We start from the raw sequence: 14,181 nt of genomic DNA on the forward strand, positions 1-14,181 counted from the left end.
TTTATAAAAAAACTGATTCTTATTTGACTCTCTGTGTTTTTATGCGGTCTTTTATTAATATAAACATAAACAAAATATGTATAAATTTTGAAGATTAATTTCCTTTAAATAGCTTTTTTGTTCACAAATCACAAAATTCTTTATTATTTTCTTTACTAGCTGAAAAAAAATAATAATAACGAAGATAAGTTTAAAGTAATCAAATTACAAGTAAAGAAGCAAGTCAGAAGATTTTTCCTTTTTATAATCAAGACAATTAACATTGGTATTAGAAATGTTGATTATGTATAATTCAGCTAACTTTTCTAGAAGAACCGCTAAAGAACCATAAAAAGAATTATCGTTAATCATTAATACTTCCAGACTAATTAAGTCCTCAAATATAGATATGTTTTGCCTGGAAAAATTATTGTTACTTAAATCTAAATATTCTATTTTAGGTTCCTCATTAATTAAACTATTCAAATTAATTTCAGTTATTTCATTATCGCTACATATCAAATTTCTTAAATTGGGATGATAACCTAACTTTAAACAAGTTAATTGATTATCTTCACATTCACATTCTTTTAATTTCTCTAATTGACTAATATCTAAATCTTTTAGCTTATTGTTGGCACACTTGAGGAGGATTAATTTTGTTAAGTTGTTGATTTCTAATGTTTGGAGTTGGTCGTTACCGGAACAATATAATTCCTTTAGTTTTGTGCATTCATTTAAACTAAGATGAATGATTTTTTGATTCTCAATTTCTAATGTAATTAGATTGATGAATCCTTTCAACTTTAGTGAATGAGTAAGATTAAACTGAAGACAACAAATTTTTTTTTCTTTGACTTCATGTCTTCTATCTTTTGAGTATTTATTATTTAACCAAGTTTCAGCATCCATATTTATTTTGCAGTAGTGATAAACAAAATATTTTTACGTTTGAGAGCAACTTAAACTAATTATTTTAGATTATTAATGTTATTACTATTTATAATCCTTTGTCAATAATATCTTTTATTATGAGATTGTTTGAAGTTACAGTTAATGACTAATGAACTATTAATTTTACATTTGGTACTAACTAATTTTTATTGAGAAAAACTCTTCCAATCTCTAAGAATAGACTAAACAAAAGATTAAGAAGGCGTCATTTTACTAAAGGTTATCTGAGCAACTAACCATTTAACTCAAAACAGTGTTAATTATTTTTATTTAGGCTCATCTCATTTGAAAGATATTCAAAAAGAAGTAACAATTGAAGATTGTCTCCATGATGTTTAAAACTGCCAACACCTTAAATTCTATGATAACAAAGGTAAAAGACTTCATATTCGTTTCAAAGACTAATTCAAAGCTAACTTCTTTTGTAAATGCCTCTTTAAACAATACCCTCTCCATTATTTATTCCTCACGTCCACTTTCAATACTACCCATGATAACTATTCGGCTTTTACCACCAATTGAAACTCTTCTGATTATTGATATTCTAAAAAAATAGATTTGAATAACCTAGAAAGAGGCTGTGTTCGTATTTATGAAGATAATTGAAAGAACTGTTATGTTGGTTGATTAGATATTGATGAAAAAGGTTGAACTAAAATTGCTAAACAGTTAAGGAATGTTTTTATTAGAGTTCTTGAAGAACATAGATTTTTTTAAAAAAGCAATGCTCCTGTGTTTTAAGGGTTTTTACTTCCTGAATACTTAGGAATGCTTGTTTGCTTATTTTGAATAAAGCTAAATGAGAAATAATGTCCTAAAAATCAGTAATTTTCTTAAAAAATAATTCTTGAATGCTTAGGTTTTAGTAAAATATTTACTCGATGATTAAAGCAAAAAAAATATAAAGTTCTTTTATTTCTGTTTCCTGACAAACACCCACCTTTCCTTATTTCTCTTTCCTCGTAAAAGATACAAGTTTTTATAAGCTACTTCTTGGTTTTCTAAAGAGAGATCAAAAGCAATTGCTTCACTAATCCTTAAACCTACCTTTCAGCAGAGCAAGAAAAGGCTTTCATGTTCTAGTTTCTTATATTCACCTTTTTTAGGGGAACGAGAAGTAATGTAATCTCAGACTTGCTGAAGTAACTGATTAGTGGGAAGAATGGTTAGAGGCTTATTATTTTTTAGCATGTTCTTTTTCTCGTGGTTCTATCTTAGTAATTCCCACTTCCAACGGAAAGAACAAATTACTAGCATAATCAGTTAATCTATCCAAAGTAAATTTATCAATTCGATAAAGTAATATTCTCTTAGTTTAAGCAGAACTTAATTGAATCTTTTCAGCAACTTCTTCTAAAGTCAAATCACGTTCATTTTTATAACGAACGATATTACGGCAGATTTCATATTTAGCTTTTTCTAATGGACTAGCATTAGGAGGTAAAGCAAAACTCCCCCCCCATCATAATTAGGATGTCTCATTTTAGTTATTATCTCCTCATGACAAGGTGGATACTGATAACTTTTATTTATTTGTTTATTGTTTTTTACCATATTTTTAATGTTCTTTATCGTATTTACTACGACGATAGCAAGTTATTATTCCTAAAAAATTTTGCTTGATCTTGGAGGCATCAGATCATTTCATAGGCTCTTCATCAAATTCAAGTTATGAAAGAGTAATATTCTCAGTCATCTTCCTTTTCTTCAAGAATAAAATCACTAGTGCGTTCTAACTCCAAAGCAAAGTTATAAATAACTTTCAAGTCACATTTTAGTTAATTTTCTGCTTTTAGTTGGGCTTTTTCTTGCCCGGCTAAATTATCTTTATCGCTGAATAATAAAGAGAAAATGAGCAGTAAAGACCTTTTTAAACTATTTTTGAGAGGTTAAATTCATATAAATTATTTTTTTCTAGCAATTTCTTTTTTCAAATCTTCACTAAATTTAACTTTAGGAACTCTTTTTGCAGGAATAGTCATCTTTTTCTTAGTTTGCAAGTTCATGGCTACCCGAGTAGCTTGGATAGTAGTTTTCAGAGATAAATATCCTGGGAACCTTAATTCTTCACCTTTAATGAGGGATTTCTTGGTTTCTTCCAAAAATTCACTTAAAACAGTTTCAATTTGGTTTTTAGTTAGAGAATGTTTTTTACTTAGATTAGCACTAATCCGATCAGTTAAAATTTTCTTACTTACTAGTTTGCTTTTTGAGTTGGATTTTACTGGATTTGCCATATATTAGATATTTTAATTTATTTTGGTATACTACTTCGCTTGTTTTACTAGTCTTTTCAATTTTTTATCATCACGTTGTAGTTTGGTTAGTTCAGTTTCATTTAGAGTGCTAAAAAACTTCTGTTGATTTTTAGGGACTATTCGAGCAATTCTTTCTCATTCTACCTTTAACTTTTTGAATTTAATATAGGAATTCAGAGAGTGTTGCTGATATAGACAAAAATTTAGGCTCTAAAAAAGTTCTGTATATTTAAATTATTAAATATTTGTAATAAGAAGTTGGTTTTTACATTTTATAGTTTTAAAACAAAAAAAGAACGTTTTCTTTAATCTTTTTCGGCCTTACTCTAGACATCTTTTTATCATGTTCTTTTACGAAGATAAGATTATTATTATATATATCGAGAAACAGCTTTTTATCTTTTGAGAACAACTTCTCATTTTTTTGAAACAATTAAACAGAAAATAAGAAAATAAATAATAGAGAGGAAACTAGTACTTATTTAGAAGAAAATTTAAAAAATTCTATTGATTGAACTATTTATTTTCTTCAGGTTTCTCGATTTGCCAGATAATCGGCACAGAAATAAATATTCTATAATAAGAGTAAAACTTACGCTTTCTGTTTATCAGAAAGTAATAATTATTGATCTAAATTTAGAAGACAATCTAAACCTAAAAGAATTTGAAAGCTTAGAAATTTTGTATTGTTCTCATATATTATTTAACCGAGTTAAAATCATTAAAAAACACTGAGTTAAAGAAATTGTTGCTAAATTAAATTGAGACGAGCAGCAAGAATTATAATGATAACTGTATCACCAAATTAGACTTGGATTTTTTGTTAGAATTAGAAGAGATAAGTATACAGCAACTAGTAATAAAAACTATCCTAATCGCCTCGACAATAAATCTGGATAATAAAAAATTAGTAAAGAAAATAAAGCAGGAAAATCAACAACTTCAAAGGGAAAACAAATTATTTAAAGAGTTATTGAAGCAATTACTAGAAATAATTCCAGAATCACGACTAGAAGAAATTAAAATCAAATGTGATACTATTAGAAAAGAAATAGACATTACTCAATTTGAATCCGATGAACAACAAATTGAGTTAGATCCAATTAATGATTACTCGTCTAAAAACGAAGAATGTACTTCTCCTTTTATTCAATCCTCTTTAGATTTAGAGAGACTAAAAAAAACTCCTCTATGGAAAGAAGAAGACGTTAAACAAACTCGTCGGCGATTCCAAATTTTAATCCCCCCTAAAAAATATTAATTTATTCCTATAATATCTTTAATTTCTCTTTTATCGTTGTCCATATTTTTACCTTGCTAGTTCTATTTTTTCTAAGTCTAGAAGGGCATTTCGAAAAGCAAAAATGTGATAAAGCAATTAATATCGTTCAAAGTTTTTTTATTTCAAAAGTATTTTTCTATGCAATTTTCTGCGAAACTAAATAGCTAAACATCCTTTTTTTTGTTCTATATATATCATTTATTATCTTCGCTCGAATTTGTTGTTTAGTTTATATAATTTACTTTTCTTTTCTCATCAATATCAATAAATATCGCAAAGTAAATTACTACATATTTTTTTATAAAAATTAGAGATTTCTAAACATTTGATATAACCAGATGCCGGATAGATGCAAAAGATTGCTTATTTTTATCAAATCTCAGATTTTCTCACAGAAGCATTTTTATTAGCTAATTTTCCTGCTTAATTATTTTTATTTCTCGTAATTTCGAACGAGAAAAAAATGCAGTGGCTAACAAGCTAATTATAGTAAAACATTATTTTCTTAATGAATGATGACAAAAACTGAAAGTCTCGCTCGTATTAATTATGTCTTAAAAAAAATTGCCCGGAATTGAATTATTAGGAGAAGAATTAGGATTTGCTTGCCAATCACCCCAACGAGGCCGTAAAAAAGAAGTAATTGATCTTGCTCAACAAAACGCTCATCAAGTTTGACAAAAACTAATAAAAATTAGTAAATAAAGATTCTTAGATGCCAGGAAGTAAAAAAACTAGTAATATAAATATGCCTATCAACAAAATATAAATATTACGAATGAAATTAGTTAGTTTAGTAAAATGAGTAGTTTTGTATATATTCTCCTTAGCTTCTTGAGTTGGAGAAAAATTATCTTCTTCTTCAAAAAAAAAAGAAAAAATAACAATTATTATTCCTATTATTCACAGAATTATTTTTAGTGCTACGGAACAGTTCATATTAGTAAATTATGTTTAATAGAATCTAAAATATTAAGTAATATCAGTAAAAAACAAGAGCGTAGTTTTAATCTAACCTTGTTTTTGTTTGTGTTTGGGATTTTCTTTGCAATAAACAAAACGATGTTTCTTTCGCTTAATTACTTGACAACCGCGACACATTATTTTAATAGAACTACGAACTTTCATTATTAGAATATTTTAGGCAGTGATAAAAGATTTTTTCTACTCTTTCTTAATAACTTTTTTTTCTAATTTTTTAGAACTAATCCTTTATTTCTGATTTTTTTTCACATGTTTAGCGTCAAAAAGATTCAAAATATCGCTATCAAAGTTTTCTTTAATTTCAACTAAATGTTATTTTTTCACATTTCTAAGCTCACTTTAAACTAAATAATCTCAGGTATTTTTGCGAAATTTTAAGATAGAGTTAATTTTTTCTTGCTACCATATTTTTAATGTTTATTTTTTTTGTAAAAGAAAAAATTGCTATTTTGTTTTTGTCAAAAAATATTTCTTTGTTACCTAGACTTTAGGAAAAATCTTTTTCATCAAAAAAGAGAGATTACGTTGATTATTTTTATTTCTTGACCTACATTATTTTAAAACTAAAAGAATGACTTGCCCATATTCTAGATGCATCTACTAATTCAATTAACAGTACTTCTCTGATCACATCTCTTACGTCCAAAATTTTTGATGAATTAACTTCTATAAGAAAACCTTCTATTTTTCTAATTTGTTCTGCAATTTTTTTAGCAATTAATTGCCAAACTCTAATTGCTGCAGAATTATGTTTGTCAAAATCTAAATCAAAAAGTCGAAACAAAAATCTTTGACATAACTTAGTATCTTCTTGGAAAGGATGGTTATGTTTAAAACTAATAAAACATAACCACAGCTCGTCTTGATAAAAGTGTTCTTCTTTTAAATGCTGCAAGTAGCATAATTGGTTTTTGTTGTTTTCTGAGAAATCATATAGCAAAGTGGAAAAGAAATGCTTTTCGTTTTGCAAAAGTAATTTTAAATCATTAGCATATGGTTGGTTTTGAAAGTTAACTCCTATATCTTGAATAATTTTATCTAGCTTGTCAAAGCAATTTTGAACATCATTAACTGACATGTTTTGCCTCTGATAAACACTTAAAAAAAATTAATAATTTATAAAATTACAAAAAAGTTCTGGAATAAAGTTAAACAACAAAAATAAAAAAAGAACAATTTCTCTAATACTTTTAACTTTTAGTATGAATAATTGAAAGCAAGAAACTGAAACTGAAACTAATAAATCTTTATTATTCAGCCCTCTAAACAATGTTAATTATTGTTTATAAAAAATTTGACAATATGAATTTTCACAATTGAAAATAACCCATTTTTAGAGTTGATTGTTTTTTTTGATTGTTGTATGGAGATTATAAATAGTATAAGCAATATTGGTTAATTCAAAATAATATGACGATAAATAATTAGAAAGAAACAACGCTTTATTTATCTGTCGAGACAATAGTTTTAAGTAGTTACTATTTTTATCATTATTAATAATAATCTTTGTTCTAGCCATTGAATTTTAATATTTTTATAATTTAAATGATTACTCCAGCTCAAAGTTGGTTGGATGAGAAATATCCCAAAAACGAAAGAGAAATTATCACAGAGTTGGAAGATATCTCTCTAAATCTTCTCAACAATTCCTTGAGACCAGAAGGATTTGCAAATTTGACTGGGCTAAATGTTTCTTTTTAACAAATTACTAATTTCGATTTAAATGAATGCGCTAAATTGAGAGAATTAAACTGCGAAAGAAACAGACTTGAAATTTTAAACGTTTTTGTTTAAAACAACTAATCAGCCTTGATTGCAGTAGTGATAGAATCTCGAACCTAGAATTAGCCAATTACTATCCAAAACTAAGACTTTTAACTTGCGGCAATAACCAATCTTGCTTCCTAAATTCTTATAAGATCGAACACTTGGATCTAAATGATAATAAATTACTTGAAAAGGATGTAAATATTTTCAGCAATTTTATTAAACTTAAAGGTCTCGATGTTACAAACACTAGTTTTGCTGGTAATTTAGCGTCATTAGAAAAACTGACTGAATTTGATTCTGTGATTTCTCTATCCGTGATGGAAAATTACACGCATCTTTGCACTACGCGCTCGATGATTGTAACTTATCTCTTCAGAGTTGGGGGCTAATGGTTTTTTAGTAACAACATAAAAATTATTTTCTAGACTCATTTTTTTAAATAATTGTTTAACAATTCTATCTTCTAAGGAATGATAACTAATAACAATGATTCTACCGTCTAGAGTTAGATATTTAAGAGCAACTTCTAAGGCTTGGGTCAGATTTTCTAATTCATTATTAATAAATATGCGCAGAGCCTGAAATGCTTTCCGAGCAGGGTGTTTATTAGTTTTGCGAGAAAAACAGGAAGCAATTATTCCTACTAATTGTTCAGTGTTAGTGATTTTTTCTTTTTTTCGTCGGTAGCAAATTTTGCGAGCAATAATTCGGGCTCTTCTTTCTTCGCCATAATGATAAAAAATATCGGCTAATTTTTCACAAGAATAATTATTAATAATGTCTTCGGCTTTTAACTTACTTTTTCCACTCATTCGCATATCAAGTGGTGAGTTTAATCGATAACTAAACCCTCTTCCCTCTTCCGCTAATTGGTCCGAAGAAAGTCCCAAGTCAAACAAAAATCCGTCTACCTCTTGGATATTCATTTTTTTTAAATGCTCTTCAAGATTAGCAAAATTGTCGTTAATAAGATGAAACTGAGAAGAGAGAAAAAGTTTATCTTTTTGAACCAAGTTGGCAGTTTCCTCATCCCATTCAAAAGCAATTAATTTACCTTTTTCCAATTTTTCTAGTATCGATCTTGAATGTCCTCCTTTGCCAAAAGTGCAATCGACATAAATTCCCTCTTTTTTCAAATTGAGATAGTCAAGAACCTCATTTAACATTACCGGAACGTGAATTCCATTATTTACAGTAGCCATTAACCACTTTTTAAATTAACTGCTGGCGTATATGATAAAGTTTTGCCAAAAGCGAAATGCTTCTCGATCTAATTTTATGTAATAAAGTTAATTTATAGAATACTTAAAAAAGTTTCTATATAGATAATAAAGTTGTGTTTAATAAAATAAAATGACGATACAGAAAGGTTACTCCTTTCTAATTTGCCTAAATAGTTGATTAGTTATAAAATCGCTAACTTATCGTGAAAATAATTAAAAACAAAATAGCCCTAGAGGCTTTAAACAATAATATTAAATAATTATGCCATTTTTTCTAGCTTTAATACCAATTACAGTAGAACTTGTAGAAGCTGTTCAAACAGTAGTAGTGGTTGGAGCGGCAGTAGCTGGTGCGAGAGCAATAGCAGATGTAGCCCAAGAAGTAGTTGAAAGAATACAAGAACACAACGAAACCACTGATACTTCTGTTCAGACAGAAAGAAAAACTATTTATGACTGATGATGTAATGGACTTACAAGTGAAGAAAGAAAAGTTTTATTAGGGTGAGGCTATAGTGATAAAGGAACTTGTTACTCTCTCAAAGAGTTAAAAGATGAAGTTAAGTATCGTGAAAGAAATTTACTTCCTCAGCAATCACAAACTTATATCCAACAATGAAGAGAAGAAAATGATTATTCTTCAGGTGAAGAAAGGAAGCAAAATAAAAGAATTGTTAATCCCTCCAAGAAAAACAGTCCAGTTTGGAAAGGATTAAAATATAAAGGGAGAGATAGGTATGGTGATAAAGTAATGACTAATGGAAGAACTGGCTCAAAGGAAAGATTATATCAGTGAGACGATACCCATAATGATATTGAAGTTTTCAGTGACAGTGGAAATAAACACCTAGGTTCCATGGATCCTCGAACAGGGAAAATGTATAAGGGACCAAAATTTCATACTATAGATTGGTAAATTGATGACTAAGAGAATTACTAAGCCTACCAACTTAAAATATCATGATATTTGGGAAGAGGATGATGTTTGCTACCAAACGACTTACATTGATTTAAGTAGAAATGACTTTTGCTGCAATGAAATATATGAAGTTTTGCTTGGCGAAGGAGATGGCAATTGTGAATTAAGTTTTGGTTATGATCCAGTGCTTAGAGAGTATTTTATAGGCGTTAGACCCGAATATGGAGGAACTTGCCAGTTAATAAAATACTGCCCTTGATGTGGAAAGAAGTTTCCTAAGGAACTTCTAAATGAATTCATTGAAGAATTAAAAAAAGAACTTAATATAAAGGATGATGATATTGGGTTTGCAGAAATTAGAGAAAGAACAGACATACCAGAAGAGTTTAAATCTGATGCGTGATGGAAGAAGAGAAGTTTTTATTAGAAAGAGGAATATTTATGAAGGTGGGGAAAAAGAAGTCTTAATTCTTTACCCAAAGGTTCATAATGTGGAAAGCAAGAGTAAAATTAGGGTATAGTTTACTCATGAATTAGCTAGTGGAAAATAAAAACTAAATGGTGAAGACATCAAGCAATCAATAAAAAAATATGAATCAAAAAAGGACTAAATCCTGCTGAAACTAGATTAGCTAGTTATGGTAGAAATAAGGGTTTGGCAGATTATTATGGATATCCAAAATACTTCGATCTTGACGATCTTGACCAATTAAAACTAGGTTCCATGGATCCTCGAACAGGGAAAATGTATAGAGCTCCTGACCCTACAAACTCAATATCTCATTTGTTATAGTTATGGATAAGTTTTGTTGTGATTATTTAGTTTCAAGATTGTCAGAAGGAAATGTTTATATTAAGTATGATAGTTCGTTCCGTGAATTTTATTTGAAAAGGTCTGACGCTAAAAATGTTATATATCTTATTCAGTTCTGTCCGTGGTGTGGGAAAAAATTACCAAAAGGGTTAAGAAATGAATGGTTTGATATCTTAGAAAAAGAATATAAGATAGAAACTGATATTTTTGAGTGAAGAGAAAACAAAGATATTCCCCAAGAATTCAAAAGTGATGAATGGTGAAAAAAAAGAGGTTTATAAAATGCTAAAAAAAACATGTCAAATTTTTTTCGCTCAGGCATATTATGACTTATCTCTTTTTTCTACTTTCCTTATCAGATAAGAGATTATTTTAAATTAGAAAAAACTAAAAGAAAACTTTCAAGACCTTTTATTCCAAATTCATTAGCAATCACTTTAACATTTTTCTCTATTTCATCTTTTCTCTTTTTTCTTATCAAATTTTTACGAGGAGAAAGAAAATAATCTTTATTAGTATGTTCTCAACAAAATACGATTTTCATTTAACTGAAAAAAACAAAAAAAATGATTATTGAAAAAAAATAGCATCTCACATTCCCAACAATTTTGCTGATACTATTTTGCTCCCTCCCCCTAATATTACTGGTAACTTGCATTTAGGTCATGCTCTTGATACAGTTTCCCCAGATTTTTTGGTGCGTTTTTCTATCCTGAATAAAAAGTCTATTTACTGAATTGCAGGATTAGACCACGCAGGAATTTCTACCCAAAGCAAAGTTGAGAAACTAAATTTGCCTGAACTTGATACCAACGAAAAAAAAAAAGAATATACCTTACAAACTTGGTATCCGCAAAACAGAAAAATTTTTGCTCAACAATGAGAAAAACTTGGTTTATTGATTGATTATGAACGAGCCAGTTTTACCCTCGACCCTGCCATTCAAAAACAAGTGCGAGAAGCCTTTATCAAACTTTATTGAGACGGATTAATTTATCGTGGAACAAGATTAGTAAATTGAGACCCACAATTAAAAAGCGTAATTTCCGATATTGAAGTAGAGCATAAACCGGCCACTAGTAAATTATACTACCTCAAATATCCTCTCTTGACTAACATTAAAAAACGGAAAAATCAGGAGGAAAATTTGCCAAAAGTAACGAGAGCAGTCATCCAAAATGAAAAAGGAAAAATTTTATTAGTAAAAGATAAAAAATGAGGTTGGAACTTCCCGGGGGGCAAAATCGAGCTTAATGAAAAACCTGCTGCTGCAAATTGTCGAGAGGTAAAAGAAGAAACTAATCTAAAAGTGGAAAGTCTAGAAAAGATTGTTGAGGAAATTGTTTTTTACGCTAATCAGTATTGAAAAACTTACTTTTTTTATGTCAAAAATTACTCAGGTGAAATCCAAATACCAAAGGAAGAAAAAGAAAAAATTTTAGCGGTTAAATTTGTAGATTATAATTCTTTGGAAGTTAAAGAAGCACGCGGACTCTACCGAAGTTTTTTTACCAATCTTGATGAATATCTAAAACCATTAAATTCTGTAAAAAATGATTGCTTGTTAGTTGCTACCAGTCGCCCTGAAACTATTTTTGCTGACGTGGCTTTATTTGTTAATCCTCATGATAAAAGATTTAAAAATTATTTGGGCGAAAGTGTAAGACACCCGTTTACAGGAAAAATTATTCCAATTTTGGCCGATGAAAGTATTAAAATGGACTTTGGTAGCGGAGTATTAAAATGCACGCCAGGTCATGATTTTATTGATTATGAGTTAGGGAAAAAATATCAATTACCAATAATTAGTTGTTGTGATGAAAAAGGTATTTTAAATGAATTGGCAGGTCAGTGGCAAGGCCAAGAAATTAGCAGTATTCGCGAAGAATTTGTCAGAGAATTAGAAAAAACAGGCATTTGCGTAAAAATTGAAGAGTATGAGACAAATCTCGCTTGTTCTACCAAGTCAGGAGCAGTAATTGAACCTTTGTTGTCGCAGCAGTGATTTCTTGATTTGCCCACTTTAATTAAAAAAATAGAACAAAAAAATCCTAATTTCTTAAAGGAAATAGAGTTCATACCTAATCAATTCCAAAAAAAAATCGAGGATTGAAAAAATAAAACTCGTGAATGGTGTATTTCCCGCCAATTATGGTGGGGACACCAAATACCGGCTTGATATCATAAAAAAACTGGGGAGATTTATGTGGGTGAAGAACTTAATAAATGTTTTTGCGTAGAAGGATATAAGAAAAATCCAAATATCAAGTGCATGCTTCATCCGTGTTCTTTATGAGAATGAGAACCAGAAAAAGATGTTTTAGATACTTGATTTTCCAGTGGCTTATGACCACTGATTGCGCTTGCCAAAGAGGGAGAAAAATTTCCTTCTCCGCCGCCGAATTGTTATCCAATAACTACTCTTATAACCGGTTATGATATTCTTTTTTTTTGAGTGCTAAAAATGATATTGCTCGGAACTTATTTTACTGGTAAAGTGCCTTTTCAAAAAGTATTATTACATGGCCTAATTCGAGATAAATATGGAAAAAAAATGTCAAAATCTTTGGGTAATGGGGTTGAACCTGAAGAATTAATAGAAAAATATGGTTGTGATAGTTTGCGTTTGTTTCTTTTAGAAAATAATATTTGAGGATCCGATTTAATTTACGAGGAAAGTAAAATTATTGGTTGTTGGCGCTTTTGTCAAAAATTATGAAGTATTGGCAATTTAATAACCAACAAAATACCTGCCACCGAATTGCAAAAAATTAACAAGAAGGATTTAAACATAAAAAAATAAACAAAGCATTTTTTTCTACACTTCCTAATTTTAAAAAGCAAATTGCTAGTGTAAAAAAATTATATGTAACCCATGAATGCTATAGAGATTAGGAATAAAAAAGTTAAATTTTTTATCTTTGTGTTATCTACTTATCATCCTAAAGCAATCTAAGTATAAAATTAGAGTTAGAAATATTTATTAATTTATCTTTATAAGATCTTTATCATCATTTTTTTAACCATAGTTGGTCTTTATCTTAGTAGTTGTGTAATAAAAATGTGGAATATTCTTTGCCGTTGTTCTAACCCTTTTTATTAATTAATTGTTTCCAATTTAAGCAATAGCAAACAAGGTATTATGTATAACACAAATAGCCTTATAAGCCAAAATGGAATATACTTGTACCAAAAAAAATAGATAAAAAAGCTTGATTTTAATTGTCTAAGGAAATAGTTCAAAGAATTATTTTTTTGATATTTTTTCTAATCTCTTTTATTATCATGTCGTTTTTTTTCGCCTTTTTTGCTAAGGAATCAGAAAAAAAAGAAACGGTAAATTTAGACGATGTTATTGAAGAAGGATGTTTTAATAGACAACAGAAAGAGGAACTAAATAAAACCAAAAAAGTAAGTTATTTTATTGCTGAATTCTTACGTATACAATTTAATCACATACCAATACTATAAATTTTTGTCTAATTTTCATATAAAGTTTCATTTAGTTGAAACTGATGAAGAAACTGGAGATCAAAAAGCTTTTATTTTTAAAAACAAAAAGAACGGTCAGTTCGAGAAAAAGAGCATTCCATTATCGACTATTGAAGATATAGATTTTTGTGTTTCTAAAAGAGTTCAAGGCCGACATATGAGTTTTTTACAAGACAGTAAAAGAATAGAAATGTACTTTTGATATAATATTTAAATAGCACATAACACTAATTTTTTTGTGTTTCTTATTGTACACGCACTTATATTTTATAAAAAAGCAATGAAGATAATATTGATTTATTATTTATTTCTACTGTGTAACGCAAAAAAAAGCTTCATCTAAACTTATATACACTACCATTATAAAAATTATAAAATGAAAAAAAAGAAGTGAAATTAATTTTCTCATTGGTATTTAGAATCGTCTTTTGTCCTTCAACAACTGAGCTATAGCTACTAATAAATCCTTAAATTGAACTGAGTCTAATCTTTACTGTCTGTTTTTT

The 14,181-nt window shown here is 28.6% G+C and carries 17 protein-coding genes; 8 read left to right on the plus strand and 9 right to left on the minus strand.

The window, feature by feature from the left end; all coding sequences use genetic code 4:
- Positions 1 to 204: 204 nt before the first annotated feature.
- The gene (locus GvMRE_RS11460) at positions 205 to 891 is read right to left on the minus strand and encodes a leucine-rich repeat domain-containing protein (protein WP_147411381.1); all 687 of its coding nucleotides are present in this window, start codon (positions 889 to 891) and stop codon (positions 205 to 207) included.
- A gap of 600 nt (positions 892 to 1,491) precedes the next feature.
- On the opposite strand from GvMRE_RS11460, the gene GvMRE_RS13995 reads away from it, so the two are divergent.
- A complete protein-coding gene (locus GvMRE_RS13995) occupies positions 1,492 to 1,650 on the plus strand; it encodes a hypothetical protein (RefSeq protein WP_172575399.1) in 159 nt (52 codons plus the stop codon).
- 195 nt (positions 1,651 to 1,845) lie between these two features.
- Here GvMRE_RS13995 and GvMRE_RS11465 read toward each other — a convergent pair whose 3' ends face one another.
- From GvMRE_RS11465 to GvMRE_RS11470, 3 genes are all read right to left on the minus strand, one after another.
- Positions 1,846 to 2,124 carry a site-specific integrase gene (locus GvMRE_RS11465; RefSeq protein WP_147411382.1) on the minus strand — a complete coding sequence of 93 codons (279 nt, stop codon included), beginning with the start codon at positions 2,122 to 2,124 and terminating at the stop codon, positions 1,846 to 1,848.
- A 228-nt stretch (positions 2,125 to 2,352) separates the two neighbouring features.
- Positions 2,353 to 2,487, minus strand: coding sequence for a hypothetical protein (locus tag GvMRE_RS14435; RefSeq protein ID WP_281267979.1), 135 nt, complete (start codon positions 2,485 to 2,487; stop codon positions 2,353 to 2,355).
- A 350-nt stretch (positions 2,488 to 2,837) separates the two neighbouring features.
- Positions 2,838 to 3,170 (minus strand): HU family DNA-binding protein, encoded by a 333-nt coding sequence (locus GvMRE_RS11470; protein ID WP_147411383.1) that lies wholly within the window; start codon positions 3,168 to 3,170, stop codon positions 2,838 to 2,840.
- Between the two features lie 564 nt (positions 3,171 to 3,734).
- On the opposite strand from GvMRE_RS11470, the gene GvMRE_RS11475 reads away from it, so the two are divergent.
- The 3 genes from GvMRE_RS11475 (at position 3,735) to GvMRE_RS14000 (ending at position 5,178) form a co-directional block, all read left to right on the plus strand.
- Positions 3,735 to 3,977: a hypothetical protein gene (locus GvMRE_RS11475; protein ID WP_147411384.1), complete on the plus strand. Its 243-nt coding sequence runs from the start codon at positions 3,735 to 3,737 to the stop codon at positions 3,975 to 3,977.
- A gap of 34 nt (positions 3,978 to 4,011) precedes the next feature.
- Complete coding sequence (locus GvMRE_RS11480) at positions 4,012 to 4,452, plus strand: hypothetical protein (protein WP_147411385.1); 441 nt, start codon at positions 4,012 to 4,014, stop codon at positions 4,450 to 4,452.
- A 585-nt stretch (positions 4,453 to 5,037) separates the two neighbouring features.
- Complete coding sequence (locus GvMRE_RS14000; RefSeq protein ID WP_172575400.1) at positions 5,038 to 5,178, plus strand: hypothetical protein; 141 nt, start codon at positions 5,038 to 5,040, stop codon at positions 5,176 to 5,178.
- Between the two features lie 6 nt (positions 5,179 to 5,184).
- Here GvMRE_RS14000 and GvMRE_RS11485 read toward each other — a convergent pair whose 3' ends face one another.
- The 5 genes from GvMRE_RS11485 to rsmH form a co-directional block, all read right to left on the minus strand.
- The gene (locus GvMRE_RS11485) at positions 5,185 to 5,412 is read right to left on the minus strand and encodes a hypothetical protein (protein WP_147411386.1); all 228 of its coding nucleotides are present in this window, start codon (positions 5,410 to 5,412) and stop codon (positions 5,185 to 5,187) included.
- Between the two features lie 72 nt (positions 5,413 to 5,484).
- A complete protein-coding gene (rpmJ, locus tag GvMRE_RS11490; protein ID WP_147411387.1) occupies positions 5,485 to 5,601 on the minus strand; it encodes a 50S ribosomal protein L36 in 117 nt (38 codons plus the stop codon).
- A 403-nt stretch (positions 5,602 to 6,004) separates the two neighbouring features.
- Positions 6,005 to 6,535, minus strand: coding sequence for a hypothetical protein (locus tag GvMRE_RS11495; RefSeq protein ID WP_147411388.1), 531 nt, complete (start codon positions 6,533 to 6,535; stop codon positions 6,005 to 6,007).
- A gap of 255 nt (positions 6,536 to 6,790) precedes the next feature.
- On the minus strand, positions 6,791 to 6,976 hold the full coding sequence (locus GvMRE_RS11500; RefSeq protein ID WP_147411389.1) for a hypothetical protein: 186 nt from the start codon (positions 6,974 to 6,976) through the stop codon (positions 6,791 to 6,793).
- A gap of 559 nt (positions 6,977 to 7,535) precedes the next feature.
- Positions 7,536 to 8,429 carry a 16S rRNA (cytosine(1402)-N(4))-methyltransferase RsmH gene (gene rsmH, locus GvMRE_RS11505; protein ID WP_147411390.1) on the minus strand — a complete coding sequence of 298 codons (894 nt, stop codon included), beginning with the start codon at positions 8,427 to 8,429 and terminating at the stop codon, positions 7,536 to 7,538.
- Between the two features lie 283 nt (positions 8,430 to 8,712).
- Here rsmH and GvMRE_RS14565 point away from each other — a divergent pair, with 283 nt between their 5' ends.
- The 4 genes from GvMRE_RS14565 (at position 8,713) to GvMRE_RS11525 (ending at position 12,986) form a co-directional block, all read left to right on the plus strand.
- Complete coding sequence (locus GvMRE_RS14565; RefSeq protein WP_147411391.1) at positions 8,713 to 9,366, plus strand: colicin E3/pyocin S6 family cytotoxin; 654 nt, start codon at positions 8,713 to 8,715, stop codon at positions 9,364 to 9,366.
- A 4-nt stretch (positions 9,367 to 9,370) separates the two neighbouring features.
- Entirely contained in the window at positions 9,371 to 9,796 is a 426-nt protein-coding gene (locus GvMRE_RS11515; protein ID WP_147411392.1) for a DUF6980 family protein, read from the plus strand.
- Between the two features lie 368 nt (positions 9,797 to 10,164).
- The gene (locus GvMRE_RS11520) at positions 10,165 to 10,464 is read left to right on the plus strand and encodes a DUF6980 family protein (protein ID WP_147411393.1); all 300 of its coding nucleotides are present in this window, start codon (positions 10,165 to 10,167) and stop codon (positions 10,462 to 10,464) included.
- Between the two features lie 236 nt (positions 10,465 to 10,700).
- Positions 10,701 to 12,986 (plus strand): class I tRNA ligase family protein, encoded by a 2,286-nt coding sequence (locus GvMRE_RS11525; protein WP_147411394.1) that lies wholly within the window; start codon positions 10,701 to 10,703, stop codon positions 12,984 to 12,986.
- The last annotated feature ends 1,195 nt before the right edge of the window (positions 12,987 to 14,181 follow it).

It is taken from the genome of endosymbiont GvMRE of Glomus versiforme (assembly GCF_003546845.1).